Source organism: Citrobacter sp. B72 (assembly GCF_016894305.1).
In the GTDB taxonomy this organism is placed as follows: Bacteria; Pseudomonadota; Gammaproteobacteria; order Enterobacterales; family Enterobacteriaceae; genus Citrobacter; species Citrobacter portucalensis.
In genome coordinates this window covers 490,467-510,259 of record NZ_CP069801.1, presented here as the reverse complement: position 1 = coordinate 510,259, position 19,793 = coordinate 490,467, and the positions used below count along the sequence as shown (strand labels likewise).

17 protein-coding genes are annotated in these 19,793 nt (G+C 53.6%); 13 read left to right on the top strand and 4 right to left on the bottom strand.

What is annotated here, in order from left to right:
* Positions 1 to 58 precede the first annotated feature (58 nt).
* From JQN59_RS02440 to npr, 11 genes are all read left to right on the top strand, one after another.
* On the top strand, positions 59 to 1,036 hold the full coding sequence (locus tag JQN59_RS02440; RefSeq protein ID WP_003828751.1) for a calcium/sodium antiporter: 978 nt from the start codon (positions 59 to 61) through the stop codon (positions 1,034 to 1,036).
* Positions 1,037 to 1,049: 13 nt separating this feature from the next.
* Entirely contained in the window at positions 1,050 to 2,036 is a 987-nt protein-coding gene (kdsD, locus tag JQN59_RS02435; RefSeq protein ID WP_048215459.1) for an arabinose-5-phosphate isomerase KdsD, read from the top strand.
* Positions 2,037 to 2,056: 20 nt separating this feature from the next.
* A complete protein-coding gene (gene kdsC, locus JQN59_RS02430; protein WP_103014946.1) occupies positions 2,057 to 2,623 on the top strand; it encodes a 3-deoxy-manno-octulosonate-8-phosphatase KdsC in 567 nt (188 codons plus the stop codon).
* A complete protein-coding gene (lptC, locus tag JQN59_RS02425; RefSeq protein WP_003828757.1) occupies positions 2,620 to 3,195 on the top strand; it encodes an LPS export ABC transporter periplasmic protein LptC in 576 nt (191 codons plus the stop codon). Before kdsC ends, lptC begins: the two co-directional genes overlap by 4 nt.
* Positions 3,164 to 3,712, top strand: a complete 549-nt coding sequence (gene lptA / locus JQN59_RS02420; RefSeq protein ID WP_042311295.1) for a lipopolysaccharide ABC transporter substrate-binding protein LptA — start codon at positions 3,164 to 3,166, stop codon at positions 3,710 to 3,712. Before lptC ends, lptA begins: the two co-directional genes overlap by 32 nt.
* 6 nt (positions 3,713 to 3,718) lie before the next feature.
* Positions 3,719 to 4,444, top strand: coding sequence for an LPS export ABC transporter ATP-binding protein (gene lptB / locus JQN59_RS02415; RefSeq protein WP_003828761.1), 726 nt, complete (start codon positions 3,719 to 3,721; stop codon positions 4,442 to 4,444).
* 46 nt (positions 4,445 to 4,490) lie between these two features.
* The gene (gene rpoN, locus JQN59_RS02410) at positions 4,491 to 5,924 is read left to right on the top strand and encodes an RNA polymerase factor sigma-54 (RefSeq protein WP_149607302.1); all 1,434 of its coding nucleotides are present in this window, start codon (positions 4,491 to 4,493) and stop codon (positions 5,922 to 5,924) included.
* Positions 5,925 to 5,946: 22 nt separating this feature from the next.
* Positions 5,947 to 6,234, top strand: coding sequence for a ribosome hibernation promoting factor (gene hpf, locus JQN59_RS02405; RefSeq protein WP_003025078.1), 288 nt, complete (start codon positions 5,947 to 5,949; stop codon positions 6,232 to 6,234).
* 83 nt (positions 6,235 to 6,317) lie between these two features.
* Positions 6,318 to 6,809, top strand: a complete 492-nt coding sequence (gene ptsN, locus JQN59_RS02400) for a PTS IIA-like nitrogen regulatory protein PtsN (RefSeq protein WP_032945121.1) — start codon at positions 6,318 to 6,320, stop codon at positions 6,807 to 6,809.
* A 45-nt stretch (positions 6,810 to 6,854) separates the two neighbouring features.
* Positions 6,855 to 7,709, top strand: a complete 855-nt coding sequence (gene rapZ / locus JQN59_RS02395) for an RNase adapter RapZ (protein WP_003025085.1) — start codon at positions 6,855 to 6,857, stop codon at positions 7,707 to 7,709.
* Positions 7,706 to 7,978, top strand: a complete 273-nt coding sequence (gene npr / locus JQN59_RS02390; protein ID WP_003828770.1) for a PTS phosphocarrier protein NPr — start codon at positions 7,706 to 7,708, stop codon at positions 7,976 to 7,978. Before rapZ ends, npr begins: the two co-directional genes overlap by 4 nt.
* A 66-nt stretch (positions 7,979 to 8,044) precedes the next feature.
* On the opposite strand, the gene mtgA is transcribed toward npr, so the two are convergent.
* From mtgA to JQN59_RS02370, 4 genes are all read right to left on the bottom strand, one after another.
* Positions 8,045 to 8,764 (bottom strand): monofunctional biosynthetic peptidoglycan transglycosylase, encoded by a 720-nt coding sequence (gene mtgA, locus JQN59_RS02385; protein ID WP_003828772.1) that lies wholly within the window; start codon positions 8,762 to 8,764, stop codon positions 8,045 to 8,047.
* Positions 8,761 to 9,414, bottom strand: a complete 654-nt coding sequence (gene elbB, locus JQN59_RS02380) for an isoprenoid biosynthesis glyoxalase ElbB (protein WP_003828774.1) — start codon at positions 9,412 to 9,414, stop codon at positions 8,761 to 8,763. Before elbB ends, mtgA begins: the two co-directional genes overlap by 4 nt.
* Before the next feature lie 229 nt (positions 9,415 to 9,643).
* Entirely contained in the window at positions 9,644 to 11,980 is a 2,337-nt protein-coding gene (gene arcB / locus JQN59_RS02375) for an aerobic respiration two-component sensor histidine kinase ArcB (RefSeq protein ID WP_020996355.1), read from the bottom strand.
* 195 nt (positions 11,981 to 12,175) lie between these two features.
* Positions 12,176 to 13,105, bottom strand: a complete 930-nt coding sequence (locus JQN59_RS02370; RefSeq protein ID WP_149607323.1) for a TIGR01212 family radical SAM protein — start codon at positions 13,103 to 13,105, stop codon at positions 12,176 to 12,178.
* 684 nt (positions 13,106 to 13,789) lie between these two features.
* Between JQN59_RS02370 and gltB the strand changes: the two genes are divergently transcribed.
* Both gltB and JQN59_RS02360 read left to right on the top strand, forming a co-directional pair.
* On the top strand, positions 13,790 to 18,250 hold the full coding sequence (gene gltB, locus JQN59_RS02365; RefSeq protein WP_123969743.1) for a glutamate synthase large subunit: 4,461 nt from the start codon (positions 13,790 to 13,792) through the stop codon (positions 18,248 to 18,250).
* A 12-nt stretch (positions 18,251 to 18,262) separates the two neighbouring features.
* On the top strand, positions 18,263 to 19,681 hold the full coding sequence (locus JQN59_RS02360) for a glutamate synthase small subunit (RefSeq protein WP_008785940.1): 1,419 nt from the start codon (positions 18,263 to 18,265) through the stop codon (positions 19,679 to 19,681).
* Positions 19,682 to 19,793: the final 112 nt, after the last annotated feature.

Genomic DNA, 19,793 nt, shown 5'->3' with positions numbered 1-19,793 from the left:
CGGCTTCCAGAAGATCCTTCAAGTGGACCGGCGAGTATACCTGAAGAAAGGACTTTAGATGCTTTTAGCGACGGCGCTGTTAATAATTGGTTTACTTCTGGTGGTCTACGGTGCCGACCGTCTGGTATTTGCCGCATCCATTTTATGTCGAAATTTCGGTATTCCTCCCATTATCATCGGAATGACCGTGGTCAGCATGGGTACGTCGTTACCCGAGATCATTGTCTCCGTTGCCGCATCGATGAATGGGCAACTCGATCTGGCTGTCGGGACCGCCATAGGTTCTAACATCACCAACATTCTGCTTATTTTAGGCCTGTCGGCGCTGATTCATCCTTTTACCGTGCATTCTGATGTTCTGCGTCGTGAATTACCGCTAATGTTGCTGGTAAGTATTTTAGCTGCATCCGTCCTGTATGACGGGCAGTTAAGCCGCAGCGACGGTTTCTTTCTTCTGCTTCTGGCCGTGCTATGGCTGCTATTCATTGTTAAAATCGCCCGTCTGGCCGAGCGACAAGGCAATGACAGCCTGACGCGTGAGCAGATAGCTGAGCTGCCGCGCGAAGGCGGATTACCGGTCGCATTTTTGTGGTTGGGCATTGCGCTGATTATCATGCCAATGGCAACACGTATGGTGGTGGATAACGCTACCGTGCTGGCGAACTATTTCGCCATGAGCGAACTTACTATCGGGCTGACAGTGGTCGCCATTGGTACCAGCCTGCCGGAGCTGGCAACAGCGATTGCAGGTCTGCGTAAAGGTGAAAACGATATTGCCGTCGGTAACATTATCGGCGCAAACATTTTTAATATCGTTATCGTCCTCGGGCTACCGGCGTTGATTACGCCAGGTGAAGTCAATCCAATGGCCTTCACCCGTGACTATAGCGTCATGCTGCTGGTGAGCGTGATTTTTGCACTACTCTGCTGGCGACGTCCGCGCCAGATTGGTCGCGGCGCAGGTGCGCTGCTGACCGGCGGTTTTATCATATGGCTGGCGATGCTGTATTGGTTATCGCCACTTCTCGTTGGATAACTGGAAACGCATTATGTCGCACTTAGAGTTGCAACCGGGTTTTGACTTTCAGCAAGCAGGCAAGGAAGTCCTGGCAATTGAACGTGAAGGCCTGGCGGAGCTTGATCAGTACATCAACCAAAATTTTACCCTCGCATGCGAGAAAATATTCAGCTGCCCGGGCAAAGTGGTGGTGATGGGAATGGGGAAATCCGGCCATATCGGGCGGAAAATGGCAGCCACATTTGCCAGCACCGGCACCCCCTCATTTTTTGTACACCCAGGCGAAGCCGCACATGGCGATCTGGGTATGGTCTCGCCGCAGGATGTGGTCATTGCCATCTCTAACTCCGGTGAATCCAATGAGATAGCGGCGCTGATCCCGGTATTAAAACGTCTTCATGTACCGCTTATCTGCATGACCGGTCGTCCTGAAAGCAGTATGGCGCGTGCGGCAGATGTGCATCTGTGTGTTAAAGTGCCCAAGGAAGCTTGTCCGTTAGGCCTGGCGCCGACCAGCAGTACGACAGCAACACTGGTGATGGGCGATGCCCTAGCGGTGGCATTATTAAAAGCGCGCGGCTTTACCGCGGAAGATTTTGCGTTGTCTCATCCCGGTGGCGCACTGGGCCGTAAGCTTTTACTGCGCGTTAACGATATTATGCATACGGGCGACGAGATCCCGCATGTGAGCAAAAACGCCAGCCTGCGTGACGCCTTAATTGAGATCACGCGTAAAAATCTCGGCATGACCGTCATTTGCGATGATGCCATGAAGATTGACGGTATTTTCACCGATGGCGATTTACGTCGTGTCTTCGATATGGGCGTTGATGTACGCCAGTTAGGCATTGCCGATGTGATGACCCCTGGAGGCATTCGCGTGCGTCCGGGTATTCTTGCCGTCGATGCCCTGAACTTAATGCAGTCCCGCCATATCACCTCGGTAATGGTTGCTGATGGCGACCAGTTACTCGGTGTGTTACATATGCATGATCTGCTGCGTGCAGGTGTAGTGTAAGAAACTCAAGGATAACGAAAATGAGTAAAGCAGGTGCGTCGCTTGCGACCTGTTATGGACCCGTCAGCGCAGACGTTATCACCCGGGCAGAAAACATCCGTTTGCTGATCCTGGATGTGGATGGCGTACTGTCTGATGGTCTGATTTATATGGGCAACAACGGTGAAGAGCTGAAGGCTTTTAACGTCCGTGATGGTTACGGAATTCGCTGTGCGCTCACTTCCGGTATTGAGGTTGCCATTATTACCGGACGAAAGGCTAAACTTGTAGAAGATCGCTGTGCCACTTTGGGGATCACCCACCTGTATCAGGGGCAGTCAGACAAACTGGTTGCCTTTGGCGATCTCCTTAGCAAACTGTCGATCGCGCCGGAGAATGTCGCCTACGTTGGCGATGACCTGATCGACTGGCCGGTGATGGCTAAAGTAGGATTGAGCGTCGCGGTGGCAGATGCCCACCCTTTGCTGATCCCGCGAGCCGATTATGTCACCCGCATTGATGGTGGACGTGGCGCTGTGCGTGAAGTCTGCGATTTATTACTCCTGGCGCAGGGCAAACTGGACGAGGCCAAAGGGCAATCGATATGAGCAAAACCAGACGTTGGGTTATCATTCTACTGTCGCTGGCTGTCCTTGTGATGATTGGTATTAATCTGGCAGACAAAGATGACACCGCTCAGGTCGTCGTCAATAACAACGAACCAACCTATAAGAGCGAACATACTGATACCGTCGTGTATAGTCCGGAAGGCGCGCTGAGCTATCACTTGATCGCACAACACGTTGAATATTATTCGGAACAAGCGGTTTCGTGGTTTACTCAACCGGTATTAACCACGTTTGATAAGGATAAAGTACCGACCTGGACGATCAAGGCCGATAAAGCCAAATTGACCAACGATCGGATGCTGTATCTGTACGGCCATGTTGAGGTTAACGCCCTGGTGCCTGACTCTCAACTACGCAGAATTACGACCGATAACGCGCAGATTAACCTGGTGACACAAGACGTCACTTCCGATGATCTGGTGACGTTGTATGGCACAACATTTAACTCCAGCGGACTGAAGATGCGCGGCAACTTACGCAGCAAGAACGCCGAGCTGATTGAAAAGGTTAGAACCTCATATGAAATCCAAAACAAACAAACTCAGCCTTAATCTTGTACTTGCCAGCTCACTTCTGGCCGCCAGCATTCCGGCATTTGCTGTCACCGGCGATACCGAGCAGCCGATTCACATTGAATCGGACCAGCAGTCCCTGGATATGCAGGGCAACGTGGTGACGTTTACTGGCAACGTGATTGTGACCCAGGGCACCATCAAAATTAACGCCGATAAAGTCGTTGTGACCCGCCCGGGCGGTGAAGACGGTAAAGAAGTGATTGATGGTTACGGTGATCCGGCCACGTTTTACCAGATGCAGGACAACGGTAAGCCAGTGAAAGGCCGCGCCTCACACATGCACTATGAACTGGCGAAAGACTTCGTCGTTCTCACCGGTAAGGCTTACCTGGAACAGCTTGATAGCAACATCACAGGCGATAAGATCACCTATCTGGTAAAAGAGCAGAAAATGCAGGCCTTCAGCGATAAAGGCAAACGCGTCACCACCGTTCTGGTTCCGTCGCAGTTGCAGGACAAAAACAAGGCTCCGGCAGAGAAAAAAGGTAACTGATTCGTTATGGCAACATTAACTGCAAAGAACCTTGCAAAAGCCTATAAAGGCCGTCGTGTGGTTGAAGATGTCAGTCTGACCGTCAACTCCGGGGAGATCGTCGGTCTGCTCGGTCCTAACGGTGCAGGCAAGACAACAACCTTTTACATGGTAGTCGGCATTGTCCCGCGCGATGCGGGTAACATTATCATTGATGACGAAGACATCAGTCTGCTGCCTCTGCATGCGCGCGCGCGTCGCGGCATCGGCTACTTACCGCAGGAAGCATCGATTTTCCGTCGCCTGAGCGTGTTTGATAACCTGATGGCGGTACTGCAAATTCGTGACGATCTGACCAGCGAGCAGCGGGAAGATCGGGCCAACGAGCTGATGGAAGAATTCCACATCGAGCACCTGCGCGACAGCTTAGGTCAGTCGCTCTCCGGTGGTGAACGACGCCGCGTGGAGATCGCTCGCGCACTGGCCGCTAATCCGAAATTTATCCTGCTGGATGAACCGTTTGCCGGTGTTGACCCGATTTCTGTTATTGATATTAAACGGATCATCGAACACCTTCGCGACAGCGGCCTTGGCGTGCTGATTACCGACCACAACGTCCGCGAAACGCTGGCAGTGTGTGAGCGCGCCTATATCGTAAGTCAGGGACACCTGATCGCGCACGGCACGCCAACAGAAATACTGCAGGATGAGCACGTTAAGCGCGTATACCTTGGGGAAGACTTCAGACTCTGATAGGGTAGAAGACTTCACGTCACTGCAGGAGAAAACAACTCTGAACATGAAGCAAGGTTTGCAACTCAGGCTTAGCCAACAACTGGCGATGACGCCTCAGCTACAACAGGCTATCCGTCTGTTGCAGCTGTCCACGCTGGAACTTCAGCAAGAACTTCAGCAAGCGCTGGAAAGTAACCCACTGCTCGAGCAAACCGATCTTCACGACGAAATTGATACCCAGGAAAAACAGGACAGCGAAACCCTCGACACCGCAGATGCACTCGAACAAAAAGAGATGCCTGAGGAGTTACCGCTTGACGCCAGTTGGGATGAAATTTACACCGCCGGGACGCCTTCGGGCACCAGCGGAGATTACATCGACGACGAACTGCCTGTGTATCAGGGTGAGACCACGCAATCACTACAGGATTACCTGATGTGGCAAGTGGGACTGACCCCGTTCTCGGATACCGATCGCGCCATTGCGACATCCATTGTGGATGCGGTAGACGAAACCGGTTATCTCACCGTGACCCTGGACGATATTCTCGAAAGCATGGGCGATGACGACGTCGGTATGGACGAAATCGAAGCCGTGCTTAAACGCGTTCAGCGCTTTGATCCCGTTGGCGTGGCCGCCAAAGATCTCCGTGACTGCTTACTGATCCAACTTTCGCAGTTTGATAAAGCCACGCCGTGGCTGGAAGAAGCGCGTCTGATCATCAGCGATCACCTCGATCTGTTAGCCAACCATGACTTCCGCACCCTGATGCGCGTGACCCGGCTGAAAGAAGACGTGCTGAAAGAAGCCGTCAACCTCATCCAGTCGCTTGATCCCCGCCCAGGGCAATCGATCCAGACCGGTGAGCCGGAGTACGTCATTCCGGATGTGCTGGTGCGTAAGCATAACGATCGCTGGGTGGTCGAACTCAACGGCGACAGCATTCCGCGCTTACAGATTAACCAGCACTACGCCGCCATGTGCAATAGCGCGCGCAACGATGCCGACAGCCAGTTTATTCGTAGCAATCTGCAAGATGCGAAGTGGCTGATTAAAAGCCTGGAAAGCCGCAATGATACGTTGCTGCGCGTCAGCCGCTGCATCGTTGAGCAGCAGCAAGCTTTCTTTGAGCAAGGCGAAGAGTTTATGAAACCGATGGTGCTGGCGGATATCGCCCAGGCCGTCGAGATGCACGAATCGACCATTTCCCGTGTGACCACGCAAAAGTATCTGCACAGTCCGCGCGGCATTTTTGAATTGAAGTATTTCTTTTCCAGTCACGTTAACACTGAAGGCGGAGGTGAAGCCTCATCCACAGCTATCCGTGCGCTGGTGAAGAAATTAATTGCTGCGGAAAACCCCGCGAAACCGCTGAGTGACAGCAAGTTAACCTCTATGCTGTCAGAACAGGGTATCATGGTGGCACGCCGCACCGTTGCGAAGTACCGAGAGTCTTTATCCATTCCGCCGTCTAACCAGCGCAAACAGCTGGTGTGACCCAACCGATAAGGAAGACACTATGCAGCTCAACATCACTGGAAACAACGTCGAAATCACCGAAGCCCTGCGCGATTTTGTGAATACAAAATTTGCCAAGCTCGAACAATATTTCGACCGGATTAATCAGGTCTATATTGTGTTGAAAGTGGAGAAGGTTACACATATCTCGGATGCAACACTGCATGTGAACGGTGGCGAAATTCATGCCAGCGCGGAAGGTCAGGATATGTACGCCGCCATTGACGGTTTAATTGATAAACTGGCTCGGCAGTTAACAAAACATAAAGATAAACTGAAACAGCACTAACTTGTCCGGGCAGTTAGCGGGTGCAGGACGGCCTGTTGTGTAGCACAACGGGCCATTTGTACAGTTAGCGCTTAGGTGAAATTATGACAAATAACGATACGACTCTACAACTGAGCACTGTTCTTAACCAGGAATGTACACGCGCAGGCGTTCACTGCCAAAGCAAGAAGCGCGCACTGGAAATCATCAGCGAACTTGCAGCAAAACAGCTTAGCTTGCCTGCTCAGGTGGTATTTGAAGCCATTCTGACGCGTGAAAAAATGGGCAGTACCGGCATCGGTAATGGTATTGCTATCCCGCACGGAAAGCTGGAAGAAGACACGATGCGCGCGGTTGGTGTGTTTGTTCAACTCGAAACACCCATCGCCTTCGACGCCATTGATAATCAACCTGTCGATCTGCTTTTCGCCCTGCTGGTCCCGGCAGACCAAACCAAGACGCATTTGCATACGTTGTCACTGGTCGCAAAACGTCTGGCAGATAAAACCATCTGTCGTCGTCTGCGCGCCGCGCAGAGTGACCAGGAGTTGTATCAAATCATCACGGACACCGAAGGTGGACAGGATGAAGCATAACAACCCAATGGCATCCTTTTTTGTCGTTGTGAGGAGAAACAGTACATGGTACTGATGATCGTCAGCGGCCGTTCAGGGTCAGGTAAATCTGTCGCCCTGCGTGCGCTGGAAGATATGGGTTTTTACTGCGTGGATAACCTTCCCGTAGTGCTGTTGCCCGATCTGGCTCGTACACTGGCCGATCGCCAGATTTCTGCGGCCGTCAGCATTGATGTGCGCAACATGCCTGAGTCCCCGGAAATTTTCGAGCAGGCAATGAATAATCTGCCCGAGGGTTTCTCACCACAGCTGCTGTTCCTTGATGCAGACCGTAACACGTTGATTCGTCGCTACAGCGACACGCGCCGTTTACACCCGCTCTCCAGCAAGAACTTGTCTCTGGAAAGCGCTATCGATAAGGAAAGCGATTTGCTGGAGCCTCTACGCTCTCGCGCTGACCTGATCGTTGATACCTCCGAAATGTCCGTACACGAACTGGCAGAAATGTTACGTACCCGACTGCTGGGTAAACGTGAACGTGAATTGACGATGGTATTCGAATCCTTTGGTTTCAAACACGGTATCCCGATTGATGCGGATTACGTCTTTGACGTGCGCTTCCTGCCTAACCCACACTGGGATCCGAAGCTGCGCCCAATGACCGGTCTTGACCGCCCTGTCGCCGCATTCCTCGACAGGCACACAGAAGTACACAATTTTATCTACCAGACTCGCAGCTATCTTGAGCTATGGTTACCCATGCTGGAGACCAACAACCGTAGCTACCTTACCGTAGCCATCGGCTGTACCGGCGGGAAACACCGTTCGGTGTATATTGCAGAGCAACTGGCAGACTACTTCCGCTCACGCGGTAAAAACGTGCAGTCACGCCATCGTACGCTGGAAAAACGTAAATCATGACCGTGAAGCAAACCGTTGAAATCACCAATAAGCTGGGCATGCATGCCCGCCCAGCGATGAAACTGTTTGAATTGATGCAGGGTTTCGAAGCAGAAGTTTTGCTGCGTAATGATGAAGGAACGGAAGCCGAGGCCAACAGCGTTATCGCTCTGCTGATGCTGGATTCAGCCAAAGGGCGTCAGATAGAAGTCGAAGCCACGGGACCACAGGAAGTAGAAGCCCTGGCCGCAGTGATTGCCCTGTTTAATTCAGGGTTTGATGAAGATTAATCGAGTACACAGAACGTAGCCAGTAGGCCGGATAAGGCGTTTACGCCGCATCCGGCAATAACTACGCTAATACAGCTTATTTTCCCGCATAAACGACTCACCACCTAACTGGCGCATTTGGCGCATAATCCAGGCCTGGCGGTTACGCACATAACCAGAAGGCGCATTCGCCTTAAAACGCAAAGGATTGGGCAATACTGCCGCCAGCAAGGCCGCTTCAGACAGGCTCAACCGACTGGCCGGTTTATGAAAATACCGTTGCGCCGCCGCCTCCACGCCAAATATCCCATCGCCAAACTCGGCGATATTCAAATAGACGGTCAGAATACGTTTCTTACTCCAGACGGTTTCCATACCCAGCGTTAGCCCGGCTTCGAGACCTTTACGCACCCAGCTACGTCCATCCCACAAAAAGAGGTTTTTCGCCGTCTGTTGCGATAACGTCGACGCCCCGCGAATGCGGTTTTCATTGCGTTCATTGTGCGCCAGCGCTTTCTCTATGGCGGTGACGTCAAACCCCCAGTGGTCTGGAAACTTCTGGTCCTCTGCAGCAATCACCGCCAGTCCCATCCACGGTGAGATCTCATCCATGCTCACCCAGTCCGAGTGCGCCACATAGCCGAAATCACCGGACAGCCATGCGCCCAGCTGTCGCTCGACCATTACCGCCGAGAAAGGCACAGGCATCACGCTGAAAAGTGCGATGCCCCCGCCCCAGAATACGGCGAGGACAACCACCACCCGCAGAAAAATACGTCGCAGAAAGGCGGTTACTCCTTTTCTCATTCAGTCAGCACCAGCACACGCGATACCAGTTTATCGATGCCACTCGCAGCCTGAGCGATGTCCTGCGCCAGCATATAGGCAGGCGTGGTGACGATTTTGTTGTCTTCATCGACGACAATGTCATCAACCGGACAAGGCACATGCTCAGCGCCCATTTCTTCCAGCACCTCTGCCGTGTCGATATCAGTGCCGATGGTCAGACGCAGCGGGAAGTCAAAAATTTTAGGTAACATGGCAGGCGCAATGCACATAAACCCCAACGGCTTACCCGCCTGATGCATGGCCACCGCCAGCGCGGCTAAATCGCTGTCAACCCGGCATTCGCTGCCCTGACTGGCAAAATTGCTCAGATTTTTGGCCGCACCAAACCCACCCGGCACGATCAACGCATCCAGTTCCGATGAGACTGCCTGCGCAAGTGGGCGAATATCGCCACGTGTGATACGCGCGGCTTCAATCAGCACATTGCGAGTTTCCAGCATCGGCTCGCCGGTCAGATGATTAATCACATCCGCTTGTTGTTTATCTGGTGCGAAACAGACAGCCTGAGCGCCGTTGCGGGCAATGGCCAGAAGCGTGAGAACAGTTTCATGGATCTCTGCACCGTCATACACGCCGCATCCGCTGAGCACTACACCCACTTTTTTCATCGCAATACTCCTTTCTCAACTGGCTGAAACATATTAGTTATTATGATTTAAATGCTACGCTTCACACATTTAACTGATTCATGTAACAAATTATTTAAGATTTGCTATCTTAACTGCGTGCGGCCTGAAAATTAGGGCTGCGCCCTTGTAAACAATGATAATAATTTACGGCGCAGCCACGATTTCCCTGGTGTTGGCGCAGTATTCGCGCACCCCGGTCAAGCCGGGGTCATTTTTTTTCCACGCTCGCCACCCAGGCTTTTAATACTGCCACGTCGTGCTGCCACTCCTGCTTCATCTCTTCAATCCATTCAGCAACGTTATCTTCCCAAGCAGGAAGATCCGGCGACTGGATTTGCTGACCTAGCTGTTGCAGGTGACGCAGCCCCACTGAACCTGCTGCGCCTTTAATTTTATGGCCTTCCTCAACAACACCTTTTTTATCCCGTGCCGTCAGGTTGGACTCCAGCACGCTCAAATATCCCGGCATCATCTTCTCAAACACCGCCAGCCCGTCGGTAATTAACTTCGGTCCCACCAGCTCGAGGTATTGTTCCAACATAGGAATATCTAACAGCGCTTGCGATTTACTGCTTTCTTCAGATGTCACAGTGCTCTCCTCTTCGTTTCGGGTATCCCAGTATTTTTTGATCATGGCGGTTAGCGCCGGAACCGACAGCGGCTTACTCAGCACGTCGTCCATGCCTGCGTCCAGATACTCTTTTTTATCTTTCAGTACGTTGGCGGTGAGTGCAACCAGCGGTGGCAGATCTTCACGGGCGTATTTTTGCGTGAGCTCCCGCGAGATATCCAGACCGGTCATATCCGGTAGCTGAATATCCAGCAGCACCAGGTCATATTCACCCGGCGTAAACATTTCCAGCGCGGCTTTCCCGGTCATCGCGACATCCACGCTGTTGCCTAATTTTTCCAGCACGGAGCGCGCAACAATAACGTTCAGCTCAATGTCTTCTACCAGCAGCACATTCAGGGCTGGCAGCGGCATTTCATCGTCTTCAAAAGCATCTTCAATCTCTTCCGCTACCGCGGGGGCATGCACGGTTAGCGTAAAGATGGACCCTTTTCCTGCCTGGCTGGAAACCGTAATATCACCGCCCATGTTTTTCGCCAGACGCTTCGACACGGCCAAACCAATCCCTGTCCCCGTTGCCGGTTTACCGCCGTTGCTGTCCTTCACCTGATAATACATAGCGAAGATTTTATCCTGCTCATCCTGCGGAATGCCGATGCCGGAATCTTCAACTTCGAAATGCAGCATATTCCCCTGGTCATAGCGCGCCCGCACGGTCACCTGCCCCTGCTGGGTAAACTTCACGGCGTTGCTGATCAGATTCCACAGGATCTGACGCAGACGCGTTCCGTCGGTAATGACCTTATGCGGCAGCGGTAACGTCGGCTCAAGCACAAAACGCAGCCCCTTTTGCTGCGCCTGTAGGCCAGAGAGGTTTTCCAGATCCGCCATAAAACTGGTGAAATCGATCGGCTGGTTATCGAGCTGGACTTTACGTCGCTCCATCTTATCCATGTCGATAATGTCGTTGAAAATATTCCCCAGCGTCACAGCAGAGACGTGGATTGTTTTCAGGTATTTTTCCTGCTCCGCGGTAAGATCCGTATCCAGCAGGATCCGGCTTAAGCCGACAATGCCGTTAAGCGGGGTGCGCAACTCGTGGCTGATGGTAGAAATAAAGGTGGTCTTATCGCGGCTGGCGCGCTCAAGCGCATCCTGATAACGCTTACGCTCGGTAATATCGCGCCCAAAGCCCATCAGACCATGTCGCTTACCTACGCGGTCATAGTAAGGCACTTTGCGAATTTCAAAGCAGGCTTTGCGCCCGTCCGGGTAGTCCAGCCACTGTTCGTAGGTGAGCGAAACATTATGGCGGAACACCTTCTCGTCGGTCTCAATCACCTTTTCAGCCGCTTCAGGAGAGTAAACGTCAGCCGGTTTTAAGTTCACCAGCTGCTTTTCGCTTTTGCCGGTCAGCAGCTCCATGGCACGGTTACAGCCGGAAAACTCCTTATCTTCATTGCGATAAAAAACCAGATCCGGCGAGGCATCAAGGAAAGAGCGTAAAAAGGAAGACTGTTGCTCAAGCTGGATCTGCGCCTCTTCGCGCTCTTTGATTTCAACCTTCAGTTGCTCGAATGTTTCCTGGCGCTCTGCTTCGGCTTTTTCACGCTCAACAATTTCCTGATTGAGCTGGGCAATATTATCTTTCAACTGCACATTGAGCTTGAGATCTCGCTCGCGCATCTCTTCCAGCTTTTGTACCAGTCGTGACAGGCGTTGCCGGGACTCCTCAAGTTGCTCCACCACCACAGACAAGAAATAGACGGCCCAGGGGGTAATTAACAGACCAAAAAAGATAGAACGGATGACATCAATGCTTTCTACCTGGCCATGCAGCACCATGGTGACAGCCATCTGCACCACAATTGCCAACACGACCAGAGCCAGCGCCAACAGCAGCGAAAAGCGCACCAGACCTAACTTCATCATCAGGTCGACGTAATATTGCGCCAGCATACGGATTTGCTTCATAGAGGGTTCCTTCACGACAACTTGGCACAATAATACTCAATTCTCAGCGTGACGTTGAAGATTGTGCAAGAAATGCGGAGGTTATCGGTGAAATGACCGCGGAGAGGCCATCGTAGGCCTGATAAGCAAAGCGCCATCAGGCAAGCAGGCGCAGATTTCCGGATGTCGGCTTTGCCTTATCCGGCCTACGGAGAGTTAGTTCTCAGGCTGCACCCATGGCGTACCGAGCGCCGAGCCTTGCACACCGTACTTGTTAAGGTACTTATCCAGTTCGACCATGCCGGTCCAGCGGTTTTCACACCATAGCGGTGCCAGCAGCGTTGGGCGGCGCGCGCTGGCGGAAATTCGATGATAAATCACCTCTGGCGGCGTATGACGGATCATCTCCCCGGCGGTAACCGTATAGTCGTCCAGTTCAATTCCGTTCAGCCGCCCGGCTTCCCAGGCTTTCGCCATCGTACTGCCTTTCACAATATGCAGCGGGTGCAGCTTAATACCGTCAACACCCGCCTCCACTACACGTTCCATGGTTTGCAGGCATTCTGCCTGCCCTTCTCCCGGCAGACCGACAATCAGGTGCGAGCACACTTTCAGCCCACGCTCGCGTGCCAGTCGCGTAGTGCGTTGGTAGCAGGCAAAATCATGGCCACGGTTAATACGATGCAGGGTTTTGTCATGCGCGGTTTGCAAACCGAGTTCCAGCCATACCTCATAGCCGAGGTCTTTATACTCGCAAAGCAGATCGAGTACCGCATCCGGCACGCAGTCGGGGCGCGTCCCAACGCATAACCCGACGATACTGGCCTGGCTAACCGCCTGCTGATACATCGAACGCAGCACCTGCACTTCAGCAAAGGTGCTGGTATAGGCCTGGAAATAGGCCAGATAGCGTTTCGCGCGATTGACCAGATGCGCCTGATGCTCAAGCTGCTCGGCAATAGAATGGTGCTGCTGTGCTTCATCGGCAAACGAGGCAACATTGCAGAAAGTACACCCGCCACGTCCGATGGTGCCATCACGATTTGGACAGCTAAAGCCGCCGTGAAGCGTGAGTTTATGAACCTTTTGCCCGTAACGGCGAGAAAGATCCCCACCAAACATATTGACTAATTTCTGTAACTGCATAATCTGGTAGACCGCGCCTTGAAAAGAGGCCAAAGCCTGCCATTTTTTGCCCCAGTCGGCGATGACCTGGATCAATCGCCCTGGCGTGCCTTTATTCATTGCATAACAAATCAAAATAATCGAAATTTCATTCATTCAAAATGAAATTACTTTTCCTTATATCCGACTGTTTTTTTTATCTTCTTATACTCTCAGCATAAAAACAGTATCTTTAAGACGCCAAAACTCTAAAAACCAGCATAAAATGCCAAGCATAGCGATAAACAAAGGGAGGACGGGGGATATACAGCCTTTCTGACAGTGAGACAGATCACACTTCGCTCCCCATCCCCCTTGCGTTAAATCAATGTAAAAAAGCCTTAAATTTCAACATATTCATAAGGTTAATCGCCCTATAGCACATTTTTGCATAAATAAGATTGCCATTTGACCTGTGTGTGGATTCCCGATAACGTGGAAATCCGCTGGAAGCTTTCTGGATGAGCAGCCTGCTCATCATATTTATGCAGTAATTGAGATTCCCTCTGAAGCAAGTCCTCAAACTTGTTTGACCTATGCGAAAAGGATAAAGAGGGCGAATGCGAGGTAAGCGTATGACACGCAAACCCCGTCGCCATGCTCTTGGTGTGCCCGTGCGCAACGGTCCAGATGGGAATCCCGCAGAGCCTGGGGAGGTTCACTGATATGTTGTACGATAAATCCCTTGAGAGGGATAACTGTGGTTTCGGCCTGATCGCCCACATAGAAGGCGAACCTAGCCACAAGGTAGTGCGTACCGCCATACACGCACTGGCCCGCATGCAGCACCGTGGCGCAATTCTAGCCGATGGTAAAACCGGCGATGGTTGCGGTTTGCTGTTACAAAAACCTGACCGCTTTTTCCGCATCGTGGCGCAAGAGCGCGGCTGGCGTTTAGCTAAAAACTATGCCGTCGGCATGATCTTTTTAAATAAAGACGCTGAACTGGCTGCAGCTTCTCGTCGCATTGTCGAAGAAGAATTACAGCAGGAGACCCTGTCGATTGTCGGCTGGCGCGACGTGCCGACCAACGAAGGTGTTCTCGGTGAAATCGCCCTCTCCTCCCTGCCTCGTATCGAGCAAATTTTTGTCAACGCCCCTGCGGGCTGGCGTCCGCGTGATATGGAGCGCCGCCTGTTCATCGCGCGCCGTCGCATCGAAAAACGCCTCCAGGACGATAAAGACTTCTACGTGTGTAGCTTGTCGAACCTGGTCAATATCTATAAAGGTCTGTGTATGCCGGCGGATCTGCCGCGCTTTTACCTGGACCTGGCGGACCTGCGTCTGGAATCGGCCATCTGCCTGTTCCACCAGCGCTTCTCCACCAATACTGTACCGCGCTGGCCGCTGGCCCAACCGTTCCGCTACCTGGCGCATAACGGTGAAATCAACACCATCACCGGCAACCGCCAGTGGGCACGCGCACGTACCTATAAATTCCAGACACCGCTGATCCCTGACCTGCACGACGCCGCACCGTTCGTTAACGAAACCGGCTCCGACTCCAGCTCAATGGATAACATGCTGGAACTGCTGCTGGCTGGCGGGATGGACATTATTCGCGCCATGCGTTTACTGGTGCCGCCGGCCTGGCAGAACAACCCGGATATGGACCCGGAGCTGCGCGCGTTCTTTGACTTTAACTCCATGCACATGGAGCCGTGGGATGGCCCGGCGGGCATTGTTATGTCCGACGGCCGCTTTGCCGCCTGTAACCTTGACCGTAACGGCCTGCGTCCGGCGCGCTACGTAATCACCAAAGACAAGCTGATTACCTGCGCTTCTGAAGTCGGGATCTGGGATTATCAGCCGGATGAAGTGGTTGAGAAAGGTCGCGTCGGCCCTGGCGAGCTGATGGTTATCGATACCCGCAGCGGGCGCATTCTGCACTCCGCCGAAACCGATGACGATCTGAAAAGCCGCCATCCGTACAAAGAGTGGATGGAGAAGAACGTCCGCCGTCTGGTGCCGTTCGAAGACCTCGCAGACGATCAGGTCGGCAGCCGCGAACTGGACGATGACACGCTCGCCAGCTATCAGAAACAGTTTAACTACAGCGCCGAAGAGCTGGATTCCGTGATCCGCGTGCTCGGCGAAAATGGTCAGGAAGCGGTCGGTTCAATGGGTGATGATACCCCGTTTGCCGTGCTGTCCAGCCAGCCGCGCATCATTTATGACTACTTCCGCCAGCAGTTCGCGCAGGTGACTAACCCGCCGATCGACCCGCTGCGTGAAGCGCACGTTATGTCGCTGGCCACCAGCATCGGTCGTGAGATGAACGTCTTCTGCGAAGCCGAAGGTCAGGCACACCGCCTGAGCTTTAAATCGCCGATCCTGCTGTACTCCGATTTCACCCAGCTCACCACCATGAAAGAGGAGCATTACCGCGCCGACCGCCTGGATATCACCTTCGATGTGACCGAAACCACCCTCGAAGAGACCGTCAAAGCATTGTGCGATAAGGCGGAACAGATGGTGCGTAACGGTACGGTGCTGCTGGTGCTCTCTGACCGTAACATCGCGAAAAACCGCCTGCCGGTTCCGGCACCGATGGCCGTGGGCGCAGTGCAAACGCGCCTTGTAGAACAAAGCCTGCGTTGCGACGCCAACATCATCGTTGAAACCGCCAGCGCCCGCGACCCGCACCATTTTGCTGTCCTGCTCGGCTTTGGCGCGACGGCCATTTACCCGTATCTCGCGTATGAAACGCTGGGACGGCTGATCGACACTCAGGCGATTGCCAAAGATTACCGGACCGTGATGCTGAACTACCGTAACGGCATCAACAAAGGTCTGTACAAAATCATGTCCAAAATGGGCATTTCGACCATCGCCTCTTACCGCTGCTCGAAGCTGTTTGAAGCGGTTGGTCTGCACGATGATGTCGTGGCGCTGTGCTTCCAGGGCGTGGTCAGCCGTATTAGCGGCGCAGGGTTTAGCGACTTCCAGCAGGATCTGCTAAACCTCTCCAAACATGCATGGCTGGCACGTAAACCTATCAGCCAGGGCGGTTTGCTCAAATACGTCCACGGCGGCGAATACCATGCCTACAACCCGGACGTGGTGCGCACGCTGCAACAGGCGGTACAAAGCGGCGAGTACAGCGACTATCAGGAATATGCCAAGCTGGTCAATGAGCGTCCGGCGGCCACGCTGCGCGATCTGCTGGCGATTACGCCTGGCGATGAAGCCGTAAGCATTAGCGAAGTAGAACCCGCAACCGAACTGTTTAAACGCTTCGATACCGCAGCTATGTCCATCGGCGCATTAAGCCCCGAAGCACACGAAGCGCTGGCCGAAGCCATGAACAGCATCGGCGGCAACTCGAACTCCGGTGAAGGCGGTGAAGACCCGGCGCGCTATGGCACCAATAAAGTGTCGCGCATTAAGCAGGTTGCTTCCGGTCGCTTTGGCGTAACCCCGGCGTATCTGGTCAACGCCGATGTCATCCAGATTAAAGTCGCTCAGGGCGCGAAACCTGGCGAAGGCGGTCAGTTACCGGGTGATAAAGTCACCCCGTACATCGCCAAACTGCGCTATTCGGTGCCGGGCGTGACGCTGATCTCCCCGCCGCCGCACCACGATATTTACTCTATCGAAGACTTAGCGCAGCTGATTTTCGACCTCAAACAGGTCAACCCGAAAGCGATGATCTCCGTGAAGCTGGTTTCCGAACCAGGCGTTGGCACCATCGCCACAGGCGTGGCGAAAGCCTATGCGGATCTGATCACCATTGCTGGCTACGATGGCGGTACCGGCGCAAGCCCGCTCTCCTCGGTGAAATATGCGGGCTGCCCGTGGGAACTCGGTCTGGTGGAAACCCAGCAGGCGCTGGTCGCTAACGGTCTGCGTCACAAGATTCGTCTGCAGGTTGATGGCGGTCTGAAAACCGGTGTCGATATCATTAAAGCGGCGATTCTGGGTGCGGAAAGCTTCGGCTTCGGTACCGGTCCAATGGTGGCGCTGGGCTGTAAATACCTGCGTATTTGCCACCTGAACAACTGCGCAACCGGCGTGGCGACTCAGGATGACAAACTGCGTAAGAACCACTATCACGGCCTGCCGTTCAAAGTGACTAACTACTTTGAATTTATCGCCCGCGAAGTCCGTGAGCTGATGGCGCAACTGGGTGTGAAGCGTCTGGTGGATCTGATTGGTCGTACCGACCTGCTCAAAGAGCTGGAAGGGTTTACCGCCAAGCAACAGAAACTGGAACTGTCTCGTCTGCTGGAAACCGCCGAACCGCATCCGGGTAAAGCGCTGCATTGCACCGAGAACAACCCGCCGTTTGATAACGGCGTGCTGAACGCTCAGTTGTTACAGCAAGCGAAACCGTTTGTCGACGAGCGCCAGAGCAAAACCTTCTGGTTCGATATCCGCAACACCGACCGTTCTGTTGGCGCGTCGCTGTCGGGCTATATCGCGCAAACGCATGGCGATCAGGGGCTGGCGTCTGACCCAATCAAAGCGCACTTCAGCGGTACCGCAGGCCAGAGCTTCGGCGTGTGGAACGCGGGCGGCGTGGAGTTGTATCTGACCGGTGATGCCAACGACTATGTCGGTAAAGGTATGGCGGGCGGTCTGCTTGCAGTGCGTCCTCCGGTTGGCTCTGCTTTCCGTAGCCATGAGGCGAGCATCATTGGTAACACCTGTCTGTATGGTGCCACCGGTGGCCGCCTGTTTGCCGCGGGTCGTGCGGGTGAGCGCTTTGCAGTACGTAACTCCGGCGCAATCACCGTGGTTGAAGGTATTGGCGACAACGGCTGCGAATATATGACCGGCGGCATCGTCTGTATTCTCGGAAAAACGGGCGTCAACTTCGGAGCGGGTATGACGGGCGGATTCGCCTACGTGCTCGATGAAGACGGTGAGTTCCGCAAACGCGTGAACCCGGAACTGGTAGAAGTGCTGAGCGTGGACTCGCTGGCTATCCACGAGGAACACCTGCGCGGTTTGATTACCGAGCACGTACAGCATACCGGCTCTTCACACGGCGAAGAGATCCTGGCTAACTGGCCAGCATTCTCGGCGAAATTCGCGCTGGTAAAACCAAAATCCAGTGATGTGAAAGCACTGTTGGGTCACCGTAGTCGTAGCGCAGCAGAGCTGCGTGTGCAGGCGCAGTAAGGGGTAGCAGCAATGAGTCAGAACGTATACCAATTTATCGACCTGCAGCGCGTTGATCCACCTAAGAAGCCGCTGAAGATCCGTAAGATCGAGTTTATCGAGATCTACGAGCCGTTTTCCGAAGGTCAGGCCAAAGCACAGGCAGACCGCTGCCTGTCCTGCGGTAACCCGTACTGCGAGTGGAAGTGCCCGGTGCATAACTACATCCCGAACTGGCTGAAACTGGCGAACGAGGGGCGTATTTTTGAAGCAGCAGAACTGTCGCACCAGACCAACACTCTGCCGGAAGTCTGTGGCCGCGTGTGCCCGCAGGATCGTCTGTGTGAAGGATCCTGTACGCTGAACGATGAGTTCGGCGCAGTGACTATCGGTAACATCGAGCGCTATATCAACGATAAAGCATTCGAAATGGGCTGGCGCCCGGATATGACCGGCGTGCGTCAAACCGACAAGCGCGTGGCGATCATCGGTGCCGGTCCGGCAGGCCTGGCCTGTGCTGATGTGCTGACCCGTAACGGCGTGAAGGCGGTGGTATTTGACCGCCACCCGGAAATCGGCGGTCTGCTGACCTTCGGTATCCCGGCCTTCAAACTGGAGAAAGAGGTCATGACCCGCCGTCGTGAAATCTTCACCGGTATGGGCATTGAGTTCAAATTGAACGTGGAAGTGGGCCGCGATGTACAGCTTGACGATCTGCTGAAAGATTATGACGCCGTGTTCCTTGGCGTAGGTACCTATCAGTCGATGCGCGGTGGGCTGGAAAACGAAGACGCTTCCGGTGTGTTTGATGCCCTGCCGTTCCTGATCGCCAATACCAAACAGTTGATGGGCTTTGGCGAAAGCAGCGACGAGCCGTACATCAGCATGGAAGGCAAACGCGTCGTCGTTCTCGGCGGTGGCGATACCGCGATGGACTGCGTGCGGACCTCGGTTCGCCAGAACGCAGCACATGTCATCTGCGCTTATCGTCGTGACGAAGAGAACATGCCGGGTTCCAAACGCGAAGTGAAAAATGCGCGTGAAGAAGGCGTCGAATTCCAGTTCAACGTCCAGCCTTTAGGCGTGGAAGTGAATGCCAACGGTAAGGTATGCGGTGTGAAAATGGCGCGTACCGAAATGGGTGAACCGGATGCGAAGGGCCGTCGCCGTGCGGAGATCGTTGCCGGTTCTGAACACGTTGTTCCGGCAGATGCGGTGGTACTGGCGTTTGGCTTCCGTCCGCACAGTATGGAGTGGCTGGCAAAACACAGCGTCGAACTGGATTCTCAGGGCCGCATTATTGCTCCAGAGCGCAGCGACAACGCCTTCCAGACCAGCAACCCGAAAATCTTCGCCGGTGGCGACATCGTGCGCGGTTCGGATCTGGTGGTCACCGCGATTGCCGAAGGTCGTAAAGCGGCAGACGGTATCCTGAACTACCTGGAAGTGTAATACAGCCTCTTAAGGCATCTCATCTGCCCTGGTGGGTGAGATGCCAAATTCCTGCCGCAATACCGCCAAACCTGCCGATTAAGCCAGTCTGACAACACGTTTAGTAAACAGG

Coding starts and splice junctions, on each gene's coding strand:
- JQN59_RS02440 (WP_003828751.1), top strand. CDS start 59: ATGCTTTTAGCGACGGCGCTGTTAATAATTGGTTTACTTCTGGTGGTC.
- kdsD (WP_048215459.1), top strand. CDS start 1,050: ATGTCGCACTTAGAGTTGCAACCGGGTTTTGACTTTCAGCAAGCAGGC.
- kdsC (WP_103014946.1), top strand. CDS start 2,057: ATGAGTAAAGCAGGTGCGTCGCTTGCGACCTGTTATGGACCCGTCAGC.
- lptC (WP_003828757.1), top strand. CDS start 2,620: ATGAGCAAAACCAGACGTTGGGTTATCATTCTACTGTCGCTGGCTGTC.
- lptA (WP_042311295.1), top strand. CDS start 3,164: ATGAAATCCAAAACAAACAAACTCAGCCTTAATCTTGTACTTGCCAGC.
- lptB (WP_003828761.1), top strand. CDS start 3,719: ATGGCAACATTAACTGCAAAGAACCTTGCAAAAGCCTATAAAGGCCGT.
- rpoN (WP_149607302.1), top strand. CDS start 4,491: ATGAAGCAAGGTTTGCAACTCAGGCTTAGCCAACAACTGGCGATGACG.
- hpf (WP_003025078.1), top strand. CDS start 5,947: ATGCAGCTCAACATCACTGGAAACAACGTCGAAATCACCGAAGCCCTG.
- ptsN (WP_032945121.1), top strand. CDS start 6,318: ATGACAAATAACGATACGACTCTACAACTGAGCACTGTTCTTAACCAG.
- rapZ (WP_003025085.1), top strand. CDS start 6,855: ATGGTACTGATGATCGTCAGCGGCCGTTCAGGGTCAGGTAAATCTGTC.
- npr (WP_003828770.1), top strand. CDS start 7,706: ATGACCGTGAAGCAAACCGTTGAAATCACCAATAAGCTGGGCATGCAT.
- mtgA (WP_003828772.1), bottom strand. CDS start 8,764: ATGAGAAAAGGAGTAACCGCCTTTCTGCGACGTATTTTTCTGCGGGTG.
- elbB (WP_003828774.1), bottom strand. CDS start 9,414: ATGAAAAAAGTGGGTGTAGTGCTCAGCGGATGCGGCGTGTATGACGGT.
- arcB (WP_020996355.1), bottom strand. CDS start 11,980: ATGAAGCAAATCCGTATGCTGGCGCAATATTACGTCGACCTGATGATG.
- JQN59_RS02370 (WP_149607323.1), bottom strand. CDS start 13,105: ATGCAGTTACAGAAATTAGTCAATATGTTTGGTGGGGATCTTTCTCGC.
- gltB (WP_123969743.1), top strand. CDS start 13,790: ATGTTGTACGATAAATCCCTTGAGAGGGATAACTGTGGTTTCGGCCTG.
- JQN59_RS02360 (WP_008785940.1), top strand. CDS start 18,263: ATGAGTCAGAACGTATACCAATTTATCGACCTGCAGCGCGTTGATCCA.